Annotated in this window: 21 protein-coding genes; 4 read left to right on the forward strand and 17 right to left on the reverse strand. The window is 38.9% G+C overall.

Features of this window, described 5'->3' with window-relative positions; translation table 11 throughout:
• Positions 1-254: 254 nt before the first annotated feature.
• The 3 genes from ACDX78_RS07190 to ACDX78_RS07200 all read left to right on the forward strand — a co-directional run bounded on the left by ACDX78_RS07190 (position 255) and on the right by ACDX78_RS07200 (position 3,671).
• Entirely contained in the window at positions 255-896 is a 642-nt protein-coding gene (locus ACDX78_RS07190) for an SGNH/GDSL hydrolase family protein (RefSeq protein ID WP_486026547.1), read from the forward strand.
• Between the two features lie 410 nt (positions 897-1,306).
• A complete protein-coding gene (proB, locus tag ACDX78_RS07195; protein ID WP_486026548.1) occupies positions 1,307-2,449 on the forward strand; it encodes a glutamate 5-kinase in 1,143 nt (380 codons plus the stop codon).
• A complete protein-coding gene (locus ACDX78_RS07200) occupies positions 2,424-3,671 on the forward strand; it encodes a glutamate-5-semialdehyde dehydrogenase (protein ID WP_486026550.1) in 1,248 nt (415 codons plus the stop codon). Before proB ends, ACDX78_RS07200 begins: the two co-directional genes overlap by 26 nt.
• A 190-nt stretch (positions 3,672-3,861) precedes the next feature.
• On the opposite strand, the gene ACDX78_RS07205 is transcribed toward ACDX78_RS07200, so the two are convergent.
• From ACDX78_RS07205 to rpiB, 11 genes are all read right to left on the reverse strand, one after another.
• On the reverse strand, positions 3,862-4,512 hold the full coding sequence (locus ACDX78_RS07205; RefSeq protein WP_486026552.1) for a lysozyme inhibitor LprI family protein: 651 nt from the start codon (positions 4,510-4,512) through the stop codon (positions 3,862-3,864).
• 133 nt (positions 4,513-4,645) lie between these two features.
• On the reverse strand, positions 4,646-5,152 hold the full coding sequence (locus ACDX78_RS07210) for a hypothetical protein (RefSeq protein ID WP_486026554.1): 507 nt from the start codon (positions 5,150-5,152) through the stop codon (positions 4,646-4,648).
• Positions 5,153-5,222: 70 nt separating this feature from the next.
• Positions 5,223-5,891: a hypothetical protein gene (locus tag ACDX78_RS07215; RefSeq protein ID WP_486026556.1), complete on the reverse strand. Its 669-nt coding sequence runs from the start codon at positions 5,889-5,891 to the stop codon at positions 5,223-5,225.
• 93 nt (positions 5,892-5,984) lie between these two features.
• Positions 5,985-6,674: a DNA/RNA nuclease SfsA gene (sfsA, locus tag ACDX78_RS07220; protein WP_486026558.1), complete on the reverse strand. Its 690-nt coding sequence runs from the start codon at positions 6,672-6,674 to the stop codon at positions 5,985-5,987.
• 66 nt (positions 6,675-6,740) lie between these two features.
• Entirely contained in the window at positions 6,741-8,243 is a 1,503-nt protein-coding gene (mqo, locus tag ACDX78_RS07225; protein ID WP_486026560.1) for a malate dehydrogenase (quinone), read from the reverse strand.
• 420 nt (positions 8,244-8,663) lie between these two features.
• Positions 8,664-10,139 carry a gluconokinase gene (locus ACDX78_RS07230; RefSeq protein WP_486026561.1) on the reverse strand — a complete coding sequence of 492 codons (1,476 nt, stop codon included), beginning with the start codon at positions 10,137-10,139 and terminating at the stop codon, positions 8,664-8,666.
• A 965-nt stretch (positions 10,140-11,104) separates the two neighbouring features.
• The gene (gene gndA / locus ACDX78_RS07235) at positions 11,105-12,514 is read right to left on the reverse strand and encodes an NADP-dependent phosphogluconate dehydrogenase (protein WP_486026563.1); all 1,410 of its coding nucleotides are present in this window, start codon (positions 12,512-12,514) and stop codon (positions 11,105-11,107) included.
• 844 nt (positions 12,515-13,358) lie between these two features.
• Complete coding sequence (gene tkt, locus ACDX78_RS07240) at positions 13,359-15,371, reverse strand: transketolase (protein WP_486026565.1); 2,013 nt, start codon at positions 15,369-15,371, stop codon at positions 13,359-13,361.
• Positions 15,372-15,403: 32 nt separating this feature from the next.
• Positions 15,404-16,054 carry a fructose-6-phosphate aldolase gene (gene fsa / locus ACDX78_RS07245; RefSeq protein WP_486026567.1) on the reverse strand — a complete coding sequence of 217 codons (651 nt, stop codon included), beginning with the start codon at positions 16,052-16,054 and terminating at the stop codon, positions 15,404-15,406.
• 49 nt (positions 16,055-16,103) lie between these two features.
• Positions 16,104-17,051 carry a class II fructose-bisphosphatase gene (glpX, locus tag ACDX78_RS07250; RefSeq protein WP_486026569.1) on the reverse strand — a complete coding sequence of 316 codons (948 nt, stop codon included), beginning with the start codon at positions 17,049-17,051 and terminating at the stop codon, positions 16,104-16,106.
• 24 nt (positions 17,052-17,075) lie between these two features.
• Positions 17,076-17,567, reverse strand: coding sequence for a ribose 5-phosphate isomerase B (rpiB, locus tag ACDX78_RS07255; RefSeq protein WP_486026571.1), 492 nt, complete (start codon positions 17,565-17,567; stop codon positions 17,076-17,078).
• A 261-nt stretch (positions 17,568-17,828) separates the two neighbouring features.
• Between rpiB and ACDX78_RS07260 the strand changes: the two genes are divergently transcribed.
• Entirely contained in the window at positions 17,829-18,608 is a 780-nt protein-coding gene (locus ACDX78_RS07260) for a DeoR/GlpR family DNA-binding transcription regulator (protein ID WP_486026573.1), read from the forward strand.
• A 153-nt stretch (positions 18,609-18,761) separates the two neighbouring features.
• On the opposite strand, the gene ACDX78_RS07265 is transcribed toward ACDX78_RS07260, so the two are convergent.
• The 6 genes from ACDX78_RS07265 to ACDX78_RS07290 all read right to left on the reverse strand — a co-directional run bounded on the left by ACDX78_RS07265 (position 18,762) and on the right by ACDX78_RS07290 (position 24,939).
• Entirely contained in the window at positions 18,762-19,712 is a 951-nt protein-coding gene (locus ACDX78_RS07265; RefSeq protein WP_486026575.1) for a sugar kinase, read from the reverse strand.
• 40 nt (positions 19,713-19,752) lie between these two features.
• Positions 19,753-20,436 carry a ribose-5-phosphate isomerase RpiA gene (rpiA, locus tag ACDX78_RS07270; RefSeq protein ID WP_486026577.1) on the reverse strand — a complete coding sequence of 228 codons (684 nt, stop codon included), beginning with the start codon at positions 20,434-20,436 and terminating at the stop codon, positions 19,753-19,755.
• A gap of 25 nt (positions 20,437-20,461) precedes the next feature.
• Positions 20,462-21,610: a galactonate dehydratase gene (gene dgoD, locus ACDX78_RS07275; RefSeq protein ID WP_486026578.1), complete on the reverse strand. Its 1,149-nt coding sequence runs from the start codon at positions 21,608-21,610 to the stop codon at positions 20,462-20,464.
• A gap of 322 nt (positions 21,611-21,932) precedes the next feature.
• Complete coding sequence (locus ACDX78_RS07280) at positions 21,933-23,207, reverse strand: TRAP transporter large permease (protein WP_486026580.1); 1,275 nt, start codon at positions 23,205-23,207, stop codon at positions 21,933-21,935.
• 18 nt (positions 23,208-23,225) lie between these two features.
• Complete coding sequence (locus ACDX78_RS07285; protein WP_486026581.1) at positions 23,226-23,777, reverse strand: TRAP transporter small permease; 552 nt, start codon at positions 23,775-23,777, stop codon at positions 23,226-23,228.
• A gap of 88 nt (positions 23,778-23,865) precedes the next feature.
• On the reverse strand, positions 23,866-24,939 hold the full coding sequence (locus ACDX78_RS07290) for a TRAP transporter substrate-binding protein (protein WP_486026582.1): 1,074 nt from the start codon (positions 24,937-24,939) through the stop codon (positions 23,866-23,868).
• Positions 24,940-24,972 lie beyond the last annotated feature (33 nt).

Genomic DNA, 24,972 nt, shown 5'->3' on the forward strand with positions numbered 1-24,972 from the left:
TTATTTTTACCCAAGGCGAGACTCACTCCTCTATGTATGGAATTAAATAACCGTGCTCACCTCCCGTAATCTTTTGTGTAAAAACGGCTTGCAAACTACATTTAAACAGACGGATGGAACCATGTGAAGAGGGTTTGCGGATACTTTACATAATATTAGGGGTAGCTTAATATTAACTTTACAAACATAACCATCTCTTTACAAAAGGTATGTTATGATAGCTAATAAACGTAACTATAATTGGAGGGAGCTCAATGAGATTTGAAGCTGGAGAAAAAATACTATTCATTGGAGACAGCATTACAGAAGACAATCGTTTCCAGGATGAAGCCGGGTTAGGAGCAGGGTATGTCCGTCATATCCATGACTATTTTGCTTTGCTTCATCCAGAATTAAAATTGCAGATTGTGAATAAAGGAATCAGCGGAAATAGAGTCGTAGATTTGAAAGCGCGCTGGGAAACAGACGTGATTGAGGAAAAACCGGACTGGCTGTCTGTTTCGATTGGCGTAAATGATGTATGGCGACAATTGGATCGGCCAAATATCGAGCAGATTCATCCTGCTGAATTTATGGATGTTTATAGAGAATTGCTTAAGTCTGTCAAAGATAGAACAAATGCAAATCTAATCATTCTGGAACCTACTGTTATTGAAGAAGATGAGCAGTCTGAAGGGAATTTGCTGCTGAAGGAATACATAGCGATTACAAGCATGCTGAGCAAAGAATTTGATGCCATTCATGTGCCGATGCATCATCGATTTATTGCATATATCCGAGCATATCCTGGCAACAAACTCACAACGGATGGTGTACATATGAATACACTTGGAAGAATGCTGATGACACTTATCTGGCTGGAGAGTGCGGGATTGATTGAGGTAGATAGTGCATGAATTTTTTAGGATACTCATTTCGCTTTTCATTCTGCTTTCATCCCTTCTTTGTTGATTAAGGGATCATCAATAATTTATCGCGTTTGGAAGGAACTATTCGATGTTAAAGTCCATTTTGAACGGCAGCAGGGGCAACATCAGCCTATTTGACAATTGGATATATATGTTCAGGAACAGAGAAACGATCCTCAGTTATATCCCTCTTTTCTCGCTTCGTGAGCCCCCCTTCGCTAATCTAACAATTTAGTTAAAAATTTATAAAATAAAATGGCTTCTCCTCTTGAATATTTATTCAACATGATGCATAATAATTCATAATTACTTATAAATATGAAAAACCAAGAAACAACACTATCCCACAGAGAGTTTGGACATTTTTTACATAACTATATAAAACAGGAGTAATGCAAATGGCAAAAGAACGGGTTGTCGTAAAAATTGGCAGCAGCTCGCTGACAAATGAAAAAGGGGAAATTAACCATGAAAAATTAGCAGATCATGTGCATGCAATTGCAGCATTACGAAAACAAAAGCATGACGTGATTTTGGTATCATCCGGGGCCGTTGCTGCCGGCTTTAAAAAACTTGGTTATGCTTCCAGACCGGGTAGTTTAAAAGGAAGACAGGCAGCTGCTGCAGTAGGGCAAAGCCTGTTAATCCAAACCTATTTGGAAAAACTGCATGCTTATAATGTGACAGCAGCCCTGCTACTGCTGACACGATCGGACTTTTCCAATCGGGAACGATATCAGAACGCTTTTGGCACCATCAGCGAACTGCTGGATCGCGGCGTTCTCCCGATTATCAATGAAAACGACACAGTTGCCGTAGATGAATTAACCTTTGGAGACAATGACATGCTTTCTGCGCTGGTAAGCGGCTTTGTCCATGCGGATCGCTTAATCATTTTAACCGATATTAATGGTATTTATGACGGCAATCCGAAAACCAATCCAGATGCAAAAAAGATGCATTACCTGGAAGATATCACGGATGCCATGGTTCAATTTGCTGACGAAAACGGTTCGAAATTAGGCACCGGCGGTATGAAATCCAAGCTGCTTGCGGCAAAAACTGCACTTTCTTTAGGTGTTCCCGTTTTTGTAGGTCAAGGTGAAGGAAGAAATAAGCTGCTGGATGTCATAAAAGGGGATGGCAATGGTACTTACATCGCTAACCCTGAACTGCATTGGGTCAACACTAAAAAGCAATGGATTGGCCTTCACTCCAAGCCAGCAGGCAAAATTTACGTGGACCAAGGGGCAGAGGAAGCGATTCGCTTTAACAGCAAAAGTCTGTTGTCCGCCGGCGTGTTCAAAGTACAGGGAATGTTTGAAGAAGGCGATGTCGTGGAGGTTTTAAGTAAAAATGGCTTGCTCGGAAAAGGGCAGGTCCGTTGTTCATCCATTGAATTAAAACAATGGATCGAAAACCGTAAGAAAGAAGAAAATTCAAGCAAACCAGCCTTGAAGGTCATACGCGGAGACCATTGGGTTGATTTGACAATACAAAGGGAGGAATTCGAAGGTGAGCGAAGTACAGTTAAAGGGTAAAAAGGCACAGGAAGCAAGCTACGAAATGACAGCATTACAGACAGAACAGAAAAACAACGCATTAAAATTAATTGCTGACCAAATTGTAGAAGATCAAGGGCTTATTTTGGAAGAAAATCAAAGAGATATTGAAGCGGGCAGGAATAAGGAAGTATCGGAGGCGATTCTGGACCGGATCCTGCTCACGGCGGAACGAATAGAAAGCATGGCACAAGGAATCGAGCAGATTATCGAACTGACGGACCCAATAGGAGAGACACTGGAGACCATTGAAAAAGAGAATGGTTTATTTGTGGAAAAAAAGCGCGTTCCGATTGGCGTAGTCGGCATGATTTATGAAGCAAGACCAAACGTAACGATTGATGCTGCAACGCTTTCCGTGAAGACAGGAAACGCTGTTATATTACGCGGAAGTTCTTCTGCCAAATATTCTAATATGGCACTCGTGAAGTCGATCCATACCGCCTTGGTTAAAAGCAATGTCCCTGTAGATGCCGTGCAATTGATTGAGGATACGAGCAGGGAAACGGCAAAAGAGCTTTTCCGGCTTAACGAATATCTGGACGTGCTTATTCCACGTGGCGGTAAAAATCTGATCGACACGGTTGTACGTGAATCTACGGTTCCGGTAATTGAAACCGGAGCGGGAAATTGTCATGTGTATGTGGATGAATCGGCCAAACAGGAAATGGCAGAGGCGATTATATTAAATGCGAAATTGCAGCGTCCCTCTGTTTGTAACGCAATTGAATCGCTGTTGATCCAGACGTCGTGGTTTGATCAATATGGAACCGGCCTTTTGGAGAAGTTGAGTGAGCAAGGTGTGGAAGTTATTGCAGATGAAAAAATAGTTCAGAGTTACCCCAAAGCAAAACCGGCATCAGAGGAAGATTGGCATACAGAGTACCTTGGACTGACTATTAGTGTGAAACTGGTTGATGATGTGAACGAAGCTGTCCAGCATATAAATAAATATGGGACGAGACATTCTGAATCAATCATCACGGAGGATAAAAAGGCTGCTGCGTTATTCCAGCAAAAGGTCGATGCAGCTGCAGTCTATCATAATGTATCCACCAGATTCACGGACGGATTTGAATTTGGCTATGGTGCAGAAATCGGGATCAGCACCCAAAAACTCCATGCCAGAGGACCGATGGGATTGCCTGCACTGACATCGAGCAAATTTTTCGTTACGGGAGATGGCATAGTAAGAGAGTAATAATTTGGATAACGATAAAACATGCCTTCATAAACAAAGGGTTTACTTGCCAGTTGCAAAAGGCTATTTTTATCTCTGTGTTAAAAGGGCTTAGAATAATTTTCATTCTAAGCCTTGCTTCTTATCTTAAATTTCATTACCTCAGCGTTCGATTTATCCGGTACATCCACTTAAAAGTTAGCCTGCAAATTTACTTCATATAATCTTCCACTAACTCATAGCATCTTTCTTCTGTCATATTTGCCAGCACACTCACATATTCTAAATGCTCCTGGGTGCCACCTTTATATTCTAGCGATGCTTCCAATGCACTTTCATCTCTCAATTCTATCCATTCCCGTTGTTCCTCTCTTAACTGGTCCATCTCTCCTGAGGACAGTTGCTCCTCTAAAACGCCGTATATTTCATTCAACAATTCATCCCATATATCCCATCTTTCGTTTTCCACTTCTTTTAAAGCGTATGTTGATGAATCGGATGCTTCCAGTTCTTCCGTTATTTCCTTCGTATCAGCAAGCTTTTGGACATATTCATCCTTTTTACTTTCCGTGACTTCATTGTTGCTGCTATTTGACTTTGATGAGCCTTCCTCATTTTCAGCTGATTGATTAGCAGTTTCTTCTTCGGCATCTGACTGGGTATCAGCTTCCTCAGAAGCATTTTCAATTGGATCTTCAGATTCGTTTGCTGTATCTTCATCTGTAGCGTTATCATTTGTTTCTTGGGCCGAATCACGATTCGGTGATTGGTCATCCGGTTCAGCAGAAGATTGTCCACAAGCACTTACTATCACTATTGCTGCTGTTAATATTATCATTAAAAACTTCCGGTTATTTTTCATTTGCTCGTCCCCTTAAAACCATATGTATTATGGATATTTCAACTATACTTATTAACTATGAAACAGGTTCCAACCGCCCAAAAAGCTGCTCCTAATTCTTAGGTAAAAGCCAGCACCCATTTATCAAGCAACACTACAACATAAAAAGTATGACAAATAGAGCAAATGTTGTCCAAATAAATGAGTATTTAATTTTATTCTGGTTCGTGATTATATTCTTTTTTGCCTTATGTATCAACGCCAAAACGGCTACATGTAATAAGAATAAAACATAATAAATGAATACGTATAAAACCCACCGATTATTTTGCACAAAATGATTCAACGGTTCGATCAGTAGGATACTTAAAATAACAACTAATGATATAGCGAATAAAATTGGCATTAGGATATACATTTTATCCCATAACGGATGCTTTAAAAATGTGTCACTTTTCTCCGTTTGAAAATACATGAGTAAACTTAGCAAACCAATGACCACTACAATAAACAAAAATGTCATTAACATTTGGCCACTTGTCCCGGTGCTTGAATTTATTGGTACTGCGATATCTTTTTTAAATATATCTGCTATAAATGCCACAACTGCCAGTAAAGCAATAATAACTCCCTGGAATAAAGTCCAACGGGAAAAAAACATAATTTATGATACTCCCTCATTCATTTTTGCTATTAGCAGTAAAAAAACTGTCAATGAATCTCGTATAACGCTAATCTGTCTTTTCTTCTGATACCACTATGAGTCCTTCCTTACTCATCGCAATATGCCGCCCATCTGTAAACGTGATCTCAAGTGGATGTGTCTCTGCCTTCTTCTTTGAGAACTCCCATTTCCATTCCGGTGGTACGAGAACGATGTACGCATCGCCCCTGCCCAGGTAGTTCATTCCCTTTGTGTTCACTTCTGCCCCGTGCCGGAGCGGGATCCCCATGTCCTGCAGTTCTTCTCCAGCTTCGTAAACATAAGGTGTCGTTATGCCGACTTCGCTCACATCGAAAAAAGCCTCTTTGGTCAAAGGGCCAAAAAGATCCCGATTTCTTCGGGCAATTAACTCTACCGTATTTCCGGCAGGATCTTCAACGTACATGGAATCTGCTCCGAGACTTTGATAATAGGTTTCTGTAACCCCCTGGCTCTGTAGTAACGGCATTCTATCCCTTATCCATTGTTTCATAATCACAAACTGATTTCCTGGAATATTAATGGCAAAATGATAAAAAGCCGGATTTTCCGAATGTTTAAATGTTATATCCGTACCTCCTACATTCACAGTGAACTGTTCGGTGTTGGATTCTTTCATATCCCATTCCAATACATTTGCATAAAATCGCTTCATTTGTTTCACTTTATTTGTATAAAATAATACCGATTCAAACATGCCTTCACCTCAAATTGTATGGTCTTGGCTTACTGCCCTTTTTCATATTATATCATCTAGGGGTCTGAGCCCGCAATTTGAAAAATTCTGTATTTACGGCAGCTCCACTGGGATAGGTTGATCCAAAACCAGTTCATTTTCTTTCACAATACAGTCGTATGCTAAAATCTGCACACCTTCCCGAGACGCTTTATGTACAGCGTCTGCAAAAGCTGCGTCCATTTCTGCGTGTGGTATAAAAGTACGACAGCCTTTCATTTGCACGAGAAAAAAGATGGCAGCAGTATAGCCTTCACGTGCAGCTTTAATCAGTTCCAATATATGCTTTGTTCCCCGCGCTGTTGGCGCATCCGGAAACATAGCAATACCATTCTGTTCCAGTGTTACACCTTTCACCTCGATAAAGCCTTTTTTCTCCCCTTTTTCAAAATAAATATCAAAGCGAGAAGCGCCATAAGTGATTTCTCTTTTGACCAATTGCAACTCTCTAAATTCGGGTATGTCCCCATTTTTAAGCGCTTCAAAAACAACCGTATTCGGTGCTTGGGAATCGGTATTTACCCACTTACCATTTTTTCCCGCTGCAATCAGCGAATATTTTGTTTTTCTGTTTGGATTGTCACTGAATTCCAACAGAACGTCGGCTCCAGGCTTAAGCAGTTCCTTCAGGCGTCCTGTGTTTTTTATATGTACGCTTTCTGTTATACCATCGACAGAAACCTCTGCAATAAATCTGTTCATGCGTCTTTTCAGTATGCCATGTACCATTTTTCCGTATTTCATTTTTTACTCCACCCTAAAAAGAACCTTCAATCCAAGATGGATCAAAGGTTCCTTTGTTTTAATTTTCTACACAACCAATTCCGTCTTTTCATCCAACCCAAGCACTTGGGAATTAGAAGCATGAATTTCTCTCAATAGCTGCGGATTTTCCGCCAGCGACTTGCCGTAAGAAGGAATCATTTCCTTTAATTTCGGCTCCCATGCTTCCATATATTCCGGGAAACATCTATTCATGATATCAATCATCACGTTAACCGCAGTCGAAGCACCTGGAGAGGCACCAAGCAAGGCTGCAACAGTGCCATCCGCATCGGTAATAAGCTCTGTTCCAAATTGAAGCGTTCCTTTGCCGCCGTCTTCCGTATCCTTGATCACCTGCACACGTTGGCCAGCTACGACTAAATTCCAATCCTCCGATTTTGCACTTGGGATAAACTCGCGTAACTCCTCCATACGTTGTTCTTTGGATTGCATCACCTGCTGAACGAGATATTTTGTGAGTGGCAGCTCTTTTGCTCCTGCCGACAGCATGGTGAACACATTATTCGGTTTTACGGAAGTGACCAAATCAAACAGCGAACCGGTTTTCAGGAATTTCGGCGAGAATCCGGCAAATGGTCCAAATAACAACGATTTTTTATGGTTGATATAACGGGTGTCAAGATGCGGTACAGACATTGGCGGTGCACCGACTTTTGCCTTCCCGTACACTTTCCCGTGATGCTGTGCCACGACTTCGGGATTGTTACATTCCATGAAAACACCACTTACAGGGAATCCGCCAATATGCTTGCTCTCAGGAATGCCTGTTTTTTGCAGCAGGTGAAGACTGCCGCCACCGCCGCCAATAAAGACAAAATTGGCTGTATGGTATTCAATCGCACCATTGGCGTGGTCAATCACTTTGACTTCCCAGGCGCCGTCACTGGTACTTTTAATATCTTCCACACTATGCTGGTAGTTTACCTCTACATCCGTCTCCTCTAAATGGGCAAACATTTTACGCGTTAAAGCACCAAAATTGACATCCGTACCTGTGTCGATTTTGGTTGCTGCAATCGGTTCTGCTGATGTGCGGTTTTCCATAATAAGCGGCATCCATTCTTTAAGCGTTTCCGGATCATCGGAAAACGCCATCCCTTCAAATAAAGGATTATTGGACATTGCTTCATAGCGTTTTTTCAAAAATGCTACATTGGCTTCACCTTGTACCATGCTTAAATGCGGCAATGGCATAATAAATTCTTCCGGATTGGGAAGCAGGTCTTTATTTACGAGATAAGACCAATACTGCATGGAAACACGGAATTGTTCATTTATTTTTTTTGCTTTTTCAATATCTACAGATCCATCCGGATTTTGTTTGGTGTAGTTTAGTTCACATAATGCAGCATGCCCTGTTCCGGCATTATTCATTTCATGGGAGCTTTCCTCTCCTGCTTTCTCCAGCTTCTCAAAGGCTGTAATTTTCCAATCTGGTGCAAGTTCCTTCAGGAGTGTACCCAGCGTAGCACTCATGATGCCTGCGCCGATTAAGATAACATCTGTGCTGACTTGTTCCGTTTTCATGTTTATCTACCTCTGTATTCTGAAATTTAAGTACTAATGCAAGTGTTTCAATTAGAAATCACACTAAGGTAAGGCGTGCCGTGTGAACACACCTTTTCTACTTAAAAGCATTTTTTCTTTCTTAGAAGTCCTTATACTTTGGAATGCAAGCTTTTCGGCGAATGCCTAAGTTGCACATATGCATATAAGGAAGGATATGCGAAAAAATATAACTTTATTTATTATATCATATTTGAGCTAGTTTCATATACCTGTTAATCAAAGGAAACGTATTTTACGTTATTTATGCCCTTCTTTTTAGTCATAGAAAACATCCTTCCCAATTTTTCCTTTGCTATTTATGATCTATAATAGGGAGCTGCTGAATTCTTCCACTAAAAATCCATCAGCAGAAAAGATTTCTACTGATGGATTATTCCATTAATTAAAATATTTCGCTAAGTCCTTAGTTATTCCTTGATACTTCTTATATATCCTCTGATAAACTTCATGATCTTCTAGATTCGGTTCAACAACTTTCTCAGCAGGCATATTTTTTTTGATGTCTTCGAAGGAATTGGCTTTACCGATTCCTACTAATGCTGTCCATGCCGCACCCCATGCTGCATTATGGTGAGTGTCGGAAAGATGTATTTCTTCACCAAATACATCCGCCAAAATTTGTACCCATAAAGGAGACTTTGCTAAACCACCATTAACACTTATTTTTTTAGGCTGCCCTGATATCTCCTCCAGTGCTTTTCCGATTTGATAAATATTAAATGTTATTCCTTCAAGCACTGCACGAACTAGATGCTCCTTCTTATGGCCAATACCAAGCCCGTAAAAGTTCCCTTTTGCTCGCCCGTTCCATATTGGGGCTCTTTCTCCATTCACATAGGGGTGAAAAATGATTCCATTCGCACCTGGTTCTATATGATCGGCTAAAGCAGTTAGCTCGTCATGATTTCCCTGGAAATCCAACAGGTCTTTTAGCCACTGTAATATTATTCCACCATTATTTGTAGATCCGCCGATAATGGATGTATGTTTCGTAAAAGCATATGTAAATGTTTCTTGTTTTTTATTTACCATTGCTCCTGTAATAAATTGTCTGATTGCGCCACTTGTACCAACAGAAATATTTACTTCACCCGGAGAAATAGATCCACTCCCGAGGTTTGCAAGTTGTCCATCTGCCGCTCCGATAACAAACGGCGTTTCAAGAGGCAAACCAATTTCTGTAGCAATTCCTCTGTCTAAACCACTTATCACTTCCGTTGGGGAAACAATTTTTGATAATTGTCCCTTTCTGACACCCGTTATTTCCAACGCTTCCTCGTCCCAATCCTGTGTTTCTAAATTAAACATCCCTGTTGCCGAAGCCATTGAATAATCAATTATACGCTTACCAAACCATTTTACTAGCAAAAATTCCTTCATCGACATGAAATATGCTGCACGATGGTAGGGCTCATAGTCTTTTTCTTTCATCCAGAGCAATTTATTTAGTGGAGACATTGGATGAATGGGGGTGCCTGTCCTTGAATAGATGTCCATCCCCCTTGTCAGTATTAGTGCTTCCGCCTGTTCACTACTTCTTCTGTCAGACCATATAAGCATATTTGAAATGGCTTCATTGTTATCATCAACACATACCAGGGAATGCATTGCACTGGAAATTCCAACTGCTAGTAATTCATTGTTTTGCACATTTGCCTTTTTAATTACTTCTTTCAGCGCTTGTTTGGATAATTGTACAATTTTCTCAGGATCTTGTTCTACCCAATCTAGGTATGGATAATTCGTTGTTATTGTTCGTTCTGACTCTCCAATCAACTTTCCGTTTATATTAAAAACTACTGCTTTGACATTTGTTGTCCCTAAATCTAGCCCAATGACTAATTCTCTTAGCATCGCTATCTCTTCCTTATAATATTATTACCTTTTGTTAAAATTAATTATTCCCCACCACTAGGTTTTGTTCAGCAAGGAAAAACCGGAGTTAAAGTATTTATCCGAATGTCATATGTTACAAATTCGTTTGCCAAATAGTGTATCAGACTATTTACTCTAGTTTTTTTAAAAACGGAATCGTAAAGACTTTTGAATGGAAACAGATGAAATATTATTTAGGGGCACTGGAGGTATCCATCATTTCAATCTGTAAAACTGAGAACCTTTACACTAGTATATAAAGAGCTATGCTTAAAGAATATATGCTTTAAAAAGCTTTCTTCATATATTTTAAAGATACTACAAAAGAATAACACTATGGTAGAGGTGATTTTTGTAAAGCAAAGTGAATCACGTTCATATCCCTCTTGCAGAACTGAATATGCGGTATTATTGTGCGGCTCCTCTCAACCTTCTTTCACTTAATATAACATATGTGACCACTAAGTTCACATATGTTCACTTTAGCTCTTGCACTTGATAAAGGGAATTAACTAATAATTAAATTAGACTTTTCCCATGTATATGATTTTTTTGGATTATACGATTTAGCCTCTAAAAAAGTTTACTTACTTTTCTGCATATTAGTTTGTCTATGATACAGTATTAGTTGTAATATCCTTACAGAGACTGTATTATTCGTTCCTTAGTGGTACAGTTTCCCTGGAACCATTCTTTGCATTTGTTTTGATTGTACTTTTTTACGGCTTGTTGTGAGTTTTACACGGAATCTTCCGTCGCTGCCTATTTTTGCAAAAAAATTTACACTTAAAATAAAATAGAACCCCCAAATCAAGGGAGTTCTATTTTATTTGTCAGCTATAATACTTCTAAGGCTAGAGCTTCTCGTACCTACCCGTATTAACTTCCCATAGGGAGGGCAACTTAAAATGCTTCTACTATTAACAGCTTTATCAACCTTCTATTTAAAACCACTTCGTATGGAACACGCCTTCTTTATCCTTGCGCTCATACGTATGTGCACCAAAATAATCGCGCTGTGCTTGAACGAGATTTGCTGGTAGATCTTCTGAACGGTAGCTGTCATAATAAGCAATTGCACTTGAAAAGGTTGGTACTGCTATGCCGTTTTTAATTGCCACAGCTGTTACCTCTCTGAGTGCAGATTGATATCCTTCCACAATTTCCTTAAAATAAGGATCCAGTAACAGATTTGACAAGGCTGGTTCACGATCATAGGCCTCTTTAATTTTTTGCAAGAATTTCGCTCTGATGATACATCCACCGCGCCAAATCATGGCAATGTCACCATATTGAAGTCCCCAGTTATTTTCTTCAGATGCTACGCGCATTTGTGCAAAACCCTGGGCATAAGAAACAATTTTACTCATATATAATGCTTTTCTGACTGCTTCAATCAGTTCTTTTTTATCTCCATCATATGCTTCTGCTTTAGGTCCATTTAATACTTTACTTGCTTCAACACGCTCATCTTTCAATGAGGAAATAAATCGGGCAAACACAGATTCCGTAATAAGCGGAAGTGGTACTCCTAAATCAAGTGCATTTTTGCTAGTCCATTTACCTGTCCCTTTTTGACCAGCTTTATCCAGGATGATATCCACAATCGGCTTGCCTGTTTCATCATCTGTTTTCGTGAAAATTTCCGCCGTGATTTCGATAAGGTAGCTATCCAATTCCCCTTCATTCCATTCTGCAAACACTTCATGGAGCTCTTGAGCATCCATACCTAGCACATGCTTCAGGATGTAGTAGCTTTCAGCAATTAATTGCATGTCCCCATATTCGATGCCGTTATGCACCATTTTCACAAAGTGACCGGCGCCATCCGGACCAATATAGGAAACACATGCGTCCCCATCGACTTTCGCAGAAACAGCTTCAAAAATCGGCGCAACCAATTCATATGCTTCCCTTTGACCTCCCGGCATCATTGAAGGGCCGTTCAATGCGCCTTCTTCTCCCCCGGAAACGCCTGTGCCAATAAAATGTATACCCGCTTCATCTAATTTTTTATTTCGGCGAATCGTTTCTTCATACAATGTGTTTCCGCCATCAATTAAAATATCACCTTTTTCCAAATGTGGCAGTAAAGATTCAATCGTCGCATCCGTTGCCGGTCCCGCTTTAACCATCAACAGAATTTTACGAGGTTTTTCCAATGCATTCACAAATTCTTCAATCGTTTCGGCTCCGGTGAAGTTCTTTTCTTTTGCTTCATTTTCCAAGAAACTTTGCGTTTTCTTATAAGAACGGTTAAACACCGCAACAGAATATCCTCTGCTTTCAATATTTAATGCAATGTTTTTTCCCATTACTGCTAAACCTATAACACCAATTTGTTGTTTTGCCATAGTCATTTCCTTTCTTCATCAGATATGAAAATATAAAATTCCCTGTTCGTATAGGGATTACTATGCATTTCGCCAACTGGCCTCAGCACTCCAAAGTATGAAGGGATTCTAAAACAAAAGACGCTTTCAACAATGCCTTTAAGCCTGCTTTCTTAAGCAGATAGGCTAATAATTCCTTTTTATCTGCATAAGTCAACTAAGTCTTTTCATAATGGCTTGCAGAGAAACCGTTCTGTACAACAATCAGACTTACTATAACGTGATTATATTTTGAAGAAACATCTTGCATTTTTATCACAAATATTTCTAACATAAGATCCTAAGAGTGCCATATCCTTTGGCGCTTTCCTTCCTCTACCAAATTATACCGGTACATTATACGAGATTATTCTAAGATAACCGATCCTCGGAAGGGAGCTCCCCTAAAACGTGAGCATATTGGCAAGTAATTTCATTTGGTTTCTATGCCATCAATAGTACCATTATACCACTATATCATTCCAAACTATACTCTTCCAATAATTTCATAATTTTTTAAATTCCATGCCATGTAGTCAGTATACATCCAGTAAATTATTCTATAAAGAATAGCTCTCATCAATTTAGTTTAACTAAGCACCAGGACCAGTCTCGTCCTATTGTTGCGGAGCGGGTTAATATGCAATTGCATGCTCTATCCGAATAGAGCCCACCGAGTCAAATTAGTGTATAGGTTTAAATAGTTCTATTTCTTTTTTAAAAGCTTTCCCCTTTTTAACATTTCGTAAAAATAGTAGTTGTCTACGCTTTTGTTGCCTTTTCATAAAATTATCTATGAGGAAAAAAACAGCTAATTCCCCTTATACTAATTAAACAAGTCTTCCACATGCTTCATTACATTTGCCGTAGTAAACCCAAACTTCTCCATTAAAGTTTCACCGTTTCCGGATGCACCGAAAGTATTTATTCCTAATACTTTTCCTTCTGCACCTACATAACGTTCCCATCCAAAAGGAGATGCCATCTCTACTGCAAGGCGTTTTTTCACGTGCGGCAAAATAACAGCATCCTTATATTCTTGGCTTTGTTCTTCAAAACGATCCCAAGACGGCATACTAACCACTCGAACATCAATATTCCTGTCTCTTAGTTCCTGTTGCGCTTTTACTGCTAATTGAACTTCTGATCCAGTTGCGAGAATTAAAGCATCTGGCGTTTCATTTTCAGCCTCACTAACAACATAAGCCCCTTTTTTAACTCCTTCATATGCAAGTTCTTTTGTACCTTTAAGTGTTGGGAGATTTTGACGACTTAAGACGAGTGCAGTTGGTTTATCTTTTGATAAAACAGCTAGCCTCCACGCTGCTTGTGTTTCATTACCATCCGCAGGGCGAATCAATGATAAACCTGGCATTGTACGGAAGGATGACAAATGTTCAATTGGCTCATGCGTTGGTCCATCCTCACCAACGGCAATGGAATCATGTGTCCATACGTAGGTAACCGGTAACTTCATAAGTGCTGATAGACGTACTGCTGGACGTAAATAATCACTGAATACAAAGAACGTTCCACCGAACACCTTTAATCCACCATGTAGTGCCATTCCGTTTAATGCTGCTGCCATCGCAAATTCACGTACACCAAACCAAATATTTCTTCCAGCATAGTTTTCCCTTGAAAAATCAGCTATATTCTTAATAGCCGTTTTGTTAGACCCAGCTAGATCCGCACTCCCACCGATGAAGTTTGGTACTGCTTTGGCAATTGCATTTAATACTTCACCCGAAGATGCGCGAGTAGCAAGGTAGTCTTTTTCGGCTTCATAAACTGGTAAATCCTTATCCCAGTCAGATGGTAACTCTCCATTTATTGCTAATTGCAATTGTTTTCCTTCTTCGGGATAGGCTTTCTTATAATTTTCCACTAACTTATTCCATGTTGCTTCAGCTTGCGTACCTTTTTTAACTACTTTTTCATTAAAGTCTGTATAAACTTCATCTGGTATATGAAAAGGCTCATGTGACCAGTTATAATTTTCTTTTGTAAGTTTCACTTCATCTTCACCTAGCGGAGCACCATGGGAATCGGAAGAACCTGATTTATTAGGCGAGCCGTAACCGATGACTGTTTTCACTTCAATTAACGTTGGTTGTGCAATATTTTGTTTTGCTTGTTGAATTGCTTCTTTTATTTCGCGCAGATTGTTTCCATCCTTTACATGCAGCACTTGCCAACCATAAGAGCTAAAGCGTTCACCAACATTTTCTGAAAAGGACCTAATTAAATCACCATCAAGTGAAATATCATTTGAGTCATACAGCAACACTAATTTCCCTAAACCAAGGTGACCAGCAAGTGATGCAGTTTCATGGGAAACCCCTTCCATTAAATCCCCATCACTAACAAGCGCAAAAGTGTAATGATCAATAATAGGGAAATTTTCCTTATTATATGTTGCACCCAATTGTGCCTCTGCCATTGCCATACCAACCGCAGTTGCTACTCCCTGACCAAGTGGGCCAGTAGTTGTTTCTACACCATCTGTATCATGGACCTCAGGATGTCCTGGTGTTCTAGAACCCCACTGACGAAAGTTTTTCAAATCATTCATGGTAACATCATAACCTGATAAATGAAGTAAACTATATAGAAGCATGGAACCATGACCTGCAGATAACACAAAACGGTCGCGATTGAACCAATGGGAATGCTTAGGATTATGGGTCATGAACTCAGTCCATAATGTGTAAGCCATTGGTGCTGCCGCCATTGGTAAGCCTGGGTGTCCTGAATTTGCTTTTTCAATGGCATCGATAGAAAGTGTACGTACTGTATTGATAGATAACTGTTCAATAGAGGTAGTTGTTACCGTCATTTTTTTTCTCTTCCCTTCCTTAAAAATGCAATTCAGGTATTTTTATGAGCCTTTTCCCAATCTGTGAGAAATTGTGTAATACCATTATCTGTTAGAGGATGTTTCCATAGCTTAGGTAAAAGTGAACCTGGAATGGTTGCAATATCCGCACCGGCTAATGCTGCTTTTTCTAAATGACTGATGGTTCTAACGCTAGCTGTAATAATTTTAGTATTGTATTGATAGTTTTTTAGTGTCACTTTTAAGTTTTGAATAAGTTCAATACCATCTTCACCAATATCATCCACTCTACCAACAAATGGGCTGACATACGTCGCACCAGCTTTAGCAGCCATTAACCCTTGAGCAACAGAGAAAATTAATGTAACATTCGTTTTAATTCCTTCTTTTGATAAAATGCTAACCGCCTCAAGTCCAGCTTCTGTCATTGGGATTTTCACAACCACATTCGACGCCCATGTTGCTATATTTCTAGCTTCAGTGACCATGTCATCTACAGTTAGCCCAATAACTTCTGCACTTACTGGGCCGTCTACCATACTACAAATCTTTTTGATTGTTTCCTCAAAGTCTTTGTTTTCTTTTGCAATAATCGTAGGGTTTGTTGTAATTCCATCCACTAGACCCAAACGATTAATTCGTTTAATCTCGTCAATATTTGCTGTATCTAAGTAAAAATCCATTTCAAAAACCTCCTATTTTTTGTTTTCACTTGTATTCTTTTCTTTGCTTTTACACAGGTTGTTTTACCGGATACGAACTTTTTACATACCTTACTTGCTTTTCTCTTCCATTAACGAGAATAGAATGGGTAATGTAGTTACTGTACTCAGTTTTAATCCCATCAATAATTAAGTTATCTGTTATTCCTGTGGCAACAAACACACAATCATCTGTGCTTACTAGATCATTATGTGTTAAAACGTTTTCAAGATTCGTTATCCCCATCTCTTTACATCTTTTTACTTCATCATCATTTCTTGGCAAAAGCTTTGCTTGCATTTCTCCTCCTAGAGAACGAACCGCAGCTGTTGCTAACACTCCTTCAGGTGCCCCGCCAACCCCGAAAAACATATCAACACCTAATCTTTCATTACAAGTAGCTGTTGCGTAAATAACATCACCATCATTAAACAACTGAGCTTTGGCTCCAATTTTTCGAATTCTATCAATATACTTTTCATGTCTAGGTCGATCTTGTATAAGAACATTCAATTCATTAATGTCTTTTCCATTCGCTTTTGCTACAGCTTGAATATTCTCTTCAATGGGTGCATCTACATTAATTTTCCCTTTTGCCTTTGGTCCTACTGCAAGCTTTTTCATATACATATCTGGTGCATGTAGTAATGTTCCTTTTGGTGCTGCTGCAATAACTGTTATTGCATTTCCTTGTCCGTTTACAGTAGGTGTTGTTCCTTCAATTGGATCCACCGCAATATCTATTTCATGCTTCCCACCCTCACCTAATTTTTCCCCTATATATAGCATTGGTGCTTCATCAATTTCTCCCTCACCAATAACAATGGTACTATGCATCTTCATTTTATTTAAATTCTCTCGCATTGCATTTGTAGCAGCCGCATCAGCCGCAATCTTATTGCCACTGCCAACCCACGGCTTTGCGGCGACTGCTGCTGATTCAGTTACCTTTAAAAAATCTAATAACAAGGATTGCATGTTTTTCTCTCCTCAATTAATAAGTTAGTTAATATCGCAATCACTGCCTGCTACTGCATCTTTATAATTCTGACTTACAAATTGCTGCTCTCTTTTTATAATTTTATCCACTTTGCGCTTTGAACCTTCAGCCCATGCTACGTTCAAATAGGCTTCCACAACTTTTTTCGCAACTTCAGGCCCAATGATTTGTGAACCCATCGTAAGAATATGCGCATTATTACTTAATTGTGCTCTCTCAGCAGAATAAACATCATGTGCTAATCCTGCACGAATGCCTGGATACTTATTTGCTGAAATACATACCCCAATGCCTGTTCCGCAAATTAAGATCCCTCGGTCTGCTTTCCCTTCGCTTACTGCTTCGGAAACTTCAAATGCTACATCCGGATAATCTACTGCATCCTCAGAATGGCATCCAAAGTCAACTACTTCATGATCTGTATCTGCTAAAAATTCTTTAATTGTTTCTTTTAATTGAAATGCATTATGGTCACTGCCGATTGCTAATTTCATTGCTAAAAAACTCCTTCCGTAATTTTTTATTTTCATTTATACTCTAATTCTATTATATTTTTCGTTTATTTTCAATACTTACCTTCGTTTGTTTTTAAAACGAAAGAAATCAACGGTTATATACATATAAAAAATTACACTATATTATTTAAAATTAACCTTATATCCATTAAAATAGCTATATGGATTTTTTTATTGTTTTATTTTCATTTATTTTCATGTTATGTTTAAATAGGTTAATATGTCGCTGGAGGTATTCTCATGATTAAAAAGGGTAAAATGTTTGCTGAAGAAAGAAGAAATTTAATCTTAACGCAACTTCAAAAGGAAAAACGGTTAGCCGTAAAGGAATTAGCAAAATCTTTGAATGTTTCAGAAGCAACTTTACGTACCGATCTAAATATAATGGAAGAAGAAGGGCTTTTAACAAGAACGCATGGTGGAGCTGTACTCAACGAAAGTATTCCTCCCAAAAACAATTTTTCTGAACGAGCGATGAAAAATATTGAATATAAACAGTCTGTCACAAATAAAGCGATTAACCTTATTCAATATAAAAACAGCATTTTATTAGATGCCAGTACTACTGCACTGGAATTAGCTCGTAGACTTAAAGAAACCGATATGAAATTAACCGTGGTTACAAATGGACTATCTACTGCCATTGAATTAAAAGAAAACCCAAATATAAATGTTATCATGCTTGGCGGTATTGCAAGAATGGGTTCTATGGCATTAGAAGGCCTCATTGGAACCGCCATCTTAAATAAAATTAATATCGATGTCATGTTTACTTCTGCTAGCGGATTTACGATTGAAGATGGACTAACAGATTTTAATGTCTATGAAGTTGAACTAAAGAAACAATTGGTCAGTAAAGCAGACAAGGTTGTTGCCCTTATAGATCACACGAAACTAGGAAAAAGTTCGATCTCTTCATTCGCCGCCATTGAACAAATTGATATATTGATTACGGATGAAAAGCTTTCGGACGATTGGTCAAAAGAATTAGCTTCCTATCACATTGAGGTAATCGATTAGCAACAAAGAGGCATTCGTAAAACGAATACCTCTTTTCATATTAGGAACAACTATTTATTTACTTACCTTACAATATAACTAACAAATTTATTACGCCTCGTTAATTGCTTGGTAGACTTCATCAAGAATTTCCATACTAATTGTTTCTGCATATTATCTTTCAATAAATTCCTTTTCTCCAAGTTTTTCTAAAACTTCTTCGTAACTTGGCAATCCTTCGTTATCGCCATTCACACTTACAACAATTGATCCGATCGCATTGGCAAATCGGAGTGTCTTTTCCAGTGGCCAGTTTTGTAATATGCCATACAAAGCACCAGTATCAAATCCATCTCCGGCGCCAACAGTATCTACAACTTTCTTCGCTTTTATTGCAGGAGACTCCACAATTTTCCCGTGTTGATAGCCAACAGATCCTTTATCGCCCTGCTTGATAGCAATAAAGGAGATCCCCATATCTTTCAATTCGGCAATAATTTTTTGTGGGTCTCTTTCACCCATGATGATATTCATTTCCTCATCACCGGCAAGCAAAATATCAACCTTTGGCAGTAATTTTCGGAGCACTGGCCCGGCTTCTTCCTTACTCCACATTCTTAGTCGTATATTTGGATCGAGCGAGACTTTTACACCATGTTTCTTTGCAAGATCTATAGCATGCTCCATTACCGGAATATTTTCTGGATGAATTGCCGGGTAAATTCCCGTAAGATGCAAAATCTTTGCTTGTTTTATATAAGATTCATCTAAATCTTCCGCTTTTAATGTTAATATTGGTGATTTATGACGGTAGTAAATCGTTTTTGTCGTCCCATCTGCTCGGATTTCTTTAAAATTAAGGGAAGTTGGAAAGTCTTCTACCAAACCGACTTGGGAAACATCGACCCCTTCACCACGGGCAAAGTTCATAATATACTCACCGAAATCATCTTTTCCCAGCCTACTGATCCAGCCTGTATCAAGGCCTAGACGAGAACCGCCAATAGCGACATTGAGTTCTGCTCCTCCTACTTTTTTTTCAAAGGTATTAGTGAACTTTAATCGTCCCTTCACCGTAGGATTAAGTGTGATCATAGACTCGCCAATGGTAATCACATCTTTCATCTTTACATCCCCTTTCAGGGAACATTGAAGTTCCAAACATTTATGAATCTACTTTTACAATTTCTACTTTGTCATCTCGAGCAATGATTACTTTATCTGCCATATTCGTAAAAATACCAGTTTCCACTACACCGGTTAGTTGTTTTAAATTCGAATGGAGCTCTTCTGGTTTTGGGATACGTTCAAATTGACAATCTAAAATATAGTTGCCATTATCAGAGATAAATCGCTCTCCGTCTCGAACACGTATTACAGGTTCACCACCGAGTTCTGCAATTTTCTTGGCCGTGACTTCCCAACCAAATTGCAATACTTCAATTGGCAGAGGAAATTCTCCTAACTTCTTAACAAGCTTAGACTCATCGACAATAATAACAAGCTGATTTGCATTGACATCAACAATTTTTTCTCGAACTAAAGATCCTCCGCCGCCTTTTAGTATATTAAACTCTCCATCCACTTCATCAGCACCGTCAATTGCTATGTCGATATGATCAACAGAGGAAAAATCAGTTAGTGGAACACCAACTTCTAATGCTAATCGCTCCGTCTTCTTCGATGAAGGAATTCCTTTTATATCTAGTCCTTCTTTTACTCGCTCCGCCAATTTACGAACCATCCAATTCACTGTAGAACCAGATCCCAAACCAACAACCATTCCATCTTTAATAAAATCGATAGACGCTTCTCCGGCTAATTTCTTTTGTACGTCCATTTGTTTCATACCATTAACTCCCTTTGATCACAACTTACCATTCAGCAACACTTCCATCTGCATGTCGCCAAACTGGATTTTTCCATGCATGTCCAGTTTCAGCACGATGTCGGACAAATTCCTCATCGATTTCTACTCCAAGTCCAGCCTTTTCAGGTAGTTTCACATATCCATCTTCAAATTCGAATACCTGTTTATCTACTACATAATCAAGAAGATCATTCTCTTTGTTATAATGAATTCCCATACTTTGCTCTTGAATAATGGCATTATGCGAGACTGCATCCACTTGTAAGCATGCCGCTAAGGCAATTGGCCCTAATGGACAATGTGGTGCCATTGCTACGTCATACGCTTCAGCCATTGCTGCTATTTTTACTGTTTCTGTAATACCAGCAGCATGGGACAAGTCAGGTTGAATGATATCTACCGCACCTTCATGCAGTACATGTTTGAAATCCCATCTCGAATACATTCTTTCTCCTGTTGCGATTGGAACAGAAGAGATTCTTGCTAATTCTTTCAATGCTTCATTATTTTCCGGTAAGACAGGCTCTTCAACAAACATTGGGCGATACGCTTCTAATTCTTTCATAAGAATTTTCGCCATTGGTTTATGAACACGTCCATGAAAGTCAATTCCAATTCCCATATCAGTTCCGGCTGCTTGTCGAATGGCGTCAACTCTGGCAATTGTTTCATCTACTTTTTTATAAGAATCAATATAATGTAGTTCCTCAGTGGCATTCATCTTAATTGCTGTAAACCCATTTTCCGCAGCCTGTTTTGCTGCATCACCAACATCGGATGGACGATCCCCACCTATCCAACTGTAAACACGCATTTTGTCTCTTACTTTGCCGCCTAATAATTCATAGATTGGCGCGTCATAATATTTTCCTTTAATATCCCAAAGTGCTTGATCAATACCAGCAATTGCACTCATAAGGATCGGGCCACCCCGGTAAAAGCCGGCCCGATAGAGAACATTCCACGTATCTTGAATATGGAGAGGATTCCTTCCGATAATATAAGCTTGTAATTCTTCGACTGCTGTTTTTACGGTTGCAGCCCGCCCTTCAATTACCGGTTCTCCCCAACCAATAATTCCTTCATCTGTTTCTACTTTAAGAAAACACCATCTTGGAGGAACCAAGAAACATTCAACTTTTGTTACTTCCATACGATCTCTCCTTACCTGTCTTTAAACTAGGCTGTTTTCTAAAAGATTGCGATTGCGATTATTCTTCCCACCGTTAAGATTTGGGACTACGGTACAGTAGTTCCTCGTCCCATCAAAACATTTGGTGTTTTGAAGCAGACTTAATGTATATATTGCCTTACTAGCAACCCGAATACACGTAGACTCCTGGGGGAGCGAAGGCATCGGTGAGACCCCGGAGTGCATCAGCACGAGGAGGCTCACCAGCCGCCCCCGGAAAGCGGAGTGTATTCGGGTTGCGGGTGGGAATAGCAACAAACTAAGCGAAAACAGCCTTAAACTATTAATCCCCTATTAATATAAGAGATAATTCTGGAATAAAGGTAATAAATAATAGGGTGATTGCCATAACAATGATAAATGGAATAACCCTTCTTACTAACGATTCAAATGATACGCCGGAAATACCTTGTGCAACAAAGAGGTTTACCCCAACTGGTGGTGTAATAAATCCAACTGCTAACCCTATAACCATTATAATACCGAAGTGAATTGGATCATAACCTAGACTAGTAATAATTGGTAATAGGATTGGAGTTAAGATAATAATTGCTGCAAGTGTATCCATGAAAGTTCCAACAATTAATAATAACAATAGAATCAATAGCATAATAATAATTGGACTCTCTGAGATGGATAGCATCCAATCTGCAATTTGGTTCGGAATTTGTTCCACAGTAAGTAATCTTCCAAATGCTGTCGCTGTGCCAACAATGACTAATACCGTCGCTGTTGTTAATGAGGAATCGATTAATACTCTCGGTAAATCCTTCCATTTTAACTCTTTATAAATAAATAATCCTGCAACTAGTCCGACAACAACAGCTACTGCTGCAGCTTCTGTTGGAGTGAAAATTCCTCCATAAATACCACCTAAAATAATAACAGGAATTAAAATTGCCCACTTCGCTTCCCAAATAGCTTTAAGAAGTTTTTTGAACGAGAATTTCTCACCACTTCCTTTATAACCATTTTTCTTTGAAAAGTAATACGCATAGGCACTTAAAGCAAATGCTACTATTATTCCAGGGATAATCCCCGCAATAAATAAATCACCAATAGACGAAGAGGAAGACGTTCCGTAGATTACCATTGGGATACTTGGTGGAATAATAACCCCCAGTGAACCTGCAGCTGCAACAACAGCTGCTGAAAAAGTCCGATCGTATCCAAGCTTCACCATTGCCGGAATCATAATACCGCCGATTGCAGCAACAGTTGCTGGAGCTGATCCGGAAATCGCAGCGAAAAACATACATGTAATAATGGTAGCGATTGCAAATCCACCTGTAATATTACCTACCATTGAGTTAGCAACCCTAAATAGTCTCTCGGAAATACCACCTTTACCCATGATTTCTCCAGCAAGGATAAAGAATGGAACAGCCATGATTGGGAAATTGTCAACAGAAGTAACTAAGCCTTGTGCCAAAAAATCAATCGGCACAGATCCCGTATACACAATTGTCACTAAGGTAGCTATACCTAAAGCAATCCCAACCGGTACACTTAACAATAAAAACAAAAGAAAACTTCCAAATAAAACTGCGATTGTCATTTCTATAGCCTCCTTAGTTTAATTCTTAGAATTATTTTCACCCTCGATATCTTCAAATGCAATATCATGCTCCGTCTTCACTTCGAAATCCTCTTTACCAGTTAGTGCCCTTATTTGCAGAATAATTTGCTGGATTAAACGGATTGAAGTTAACGCAAAACCAACTGGCGTGGCCATATAAACAATGCCCATTGGAATGTGCAATGCCGGGGATGTTTGCCCAAAATTTAATAATTGTTGAGCTATATCATATCCATATCGAATCATCAACAATGAGAATGCTAAGAAAATTAAATTAGCGATTATTCCCAAGATAATCTTTTGCTTCTCTTTTAGGATGTGTAATACTACATCCACTTTAATGTGTCTTTGCTTTTTCACAGCATAGCTAATACCTATATAAACTAACCAAATGAAACAATATCTTGCTAATTCTTCTGACCACGAAAGGGACGAGTTCATTACATGGCGCATGAATACTTGTAACGTAATAGCAATGGACATTACAGAACTAAGAATAATTAGCAATGATTCTTCTAAATGCTCATCAAGCCATTTTAGTATTTTCATGATTTCCTCACTTTCCCAAAAATATTAATTGTAAATTTTTTTAATAAGGAGAGGTACTCATATACCTGTTACCTCTCCTTAATTATTACTACTCTGCTTCTTCTATTGCTTCGTACATTTCATCAACTACATCTTGCCCAATACTCTCAGCGTAATCATCAACAACTGGTTGTACCGCTTCTTGCATTTCATTTCTTGCTTCTTCCGATACTTCTGTGTAGTTAACACCTGCATCGATTAAAGCTTCTACATACTCTTCATTTGCTTCACGGTTTAATTCTCTTTCATATTGACCAGCTTCTACCGCAGCATTACTCACAATCTCTTGATATTCTGTTGGTAGACTGTCATAAAACGGTTTACTTATCATAAATACAAATGGTGAATAAATGTGATTGGTACTTGATACATATTCTTGCACTTCATGGTATCCTTCCAGATAAATCGTTGCAATTGGATTTTCTTGTCCATCTACAGATCCTTGCTGTAATGCTGTAAATAATTCTGTAAATGCCATAGGTGTTGGATTTGCTCCTAAAGCACTAAATGAATCCAAGTGCAAATCATTTTCCATTGTTCGAATTGTTAATCCATCTAAATCATCCATTGTTTCCACTGCGTGACTATTATTCGATAGGTCACGGAATCCATTTTCCCAATATGCTAAACCAACCATGTTTTGATCATCTAACATATCTAATAATTTTTGTCCGACTTCTCCATCTAGTACAGTATCAGCAACTTCTTCATTTGGAAATAAAAATGGAATATCAAACACAGAAAATTCGTTTACAAAGTTCGCAATTGGTGCGGTGGACGGTATAGTTACTTCCTGAGAACCTAGTTGTAATGCCTCCATCATCGAACGGTCATCACCTAATTGACCACTGTGGTATGTTTCAACAGCGATTCCTCCATTTGACTCTTCTTCCACAATTTCTTTAAACTCTAGCAACCCTTTGTATTGTGGGTGTTCAGAGTTAAGCCCGATACCTGCACGAATAGTGAATTCTGCATTGCTCGTATCTACATCTGATGATTCTTCTGTTGTGCTATCTGCGTCCGTACTTGGTTCCTCCGTCGCGGAATCGTTTCCTCCGCCACATGCTACAAGTACAAGTAGTAAAAACATCACTGCTAAAAGTAATACTGATTTCTTCATTTATGTTTCCTCCTTGATGTAAGTAAAAATAAT

Origin of the sequence: Virgibacillus oceani (assembly GCF_041521345.1) — a bacterium.
GTDB lineage: Bacteria > Bacillota > Bacilli > Bacillales > Amphibacillaceae > Virgibacillus_N > Virgibacillus_N oceani_A.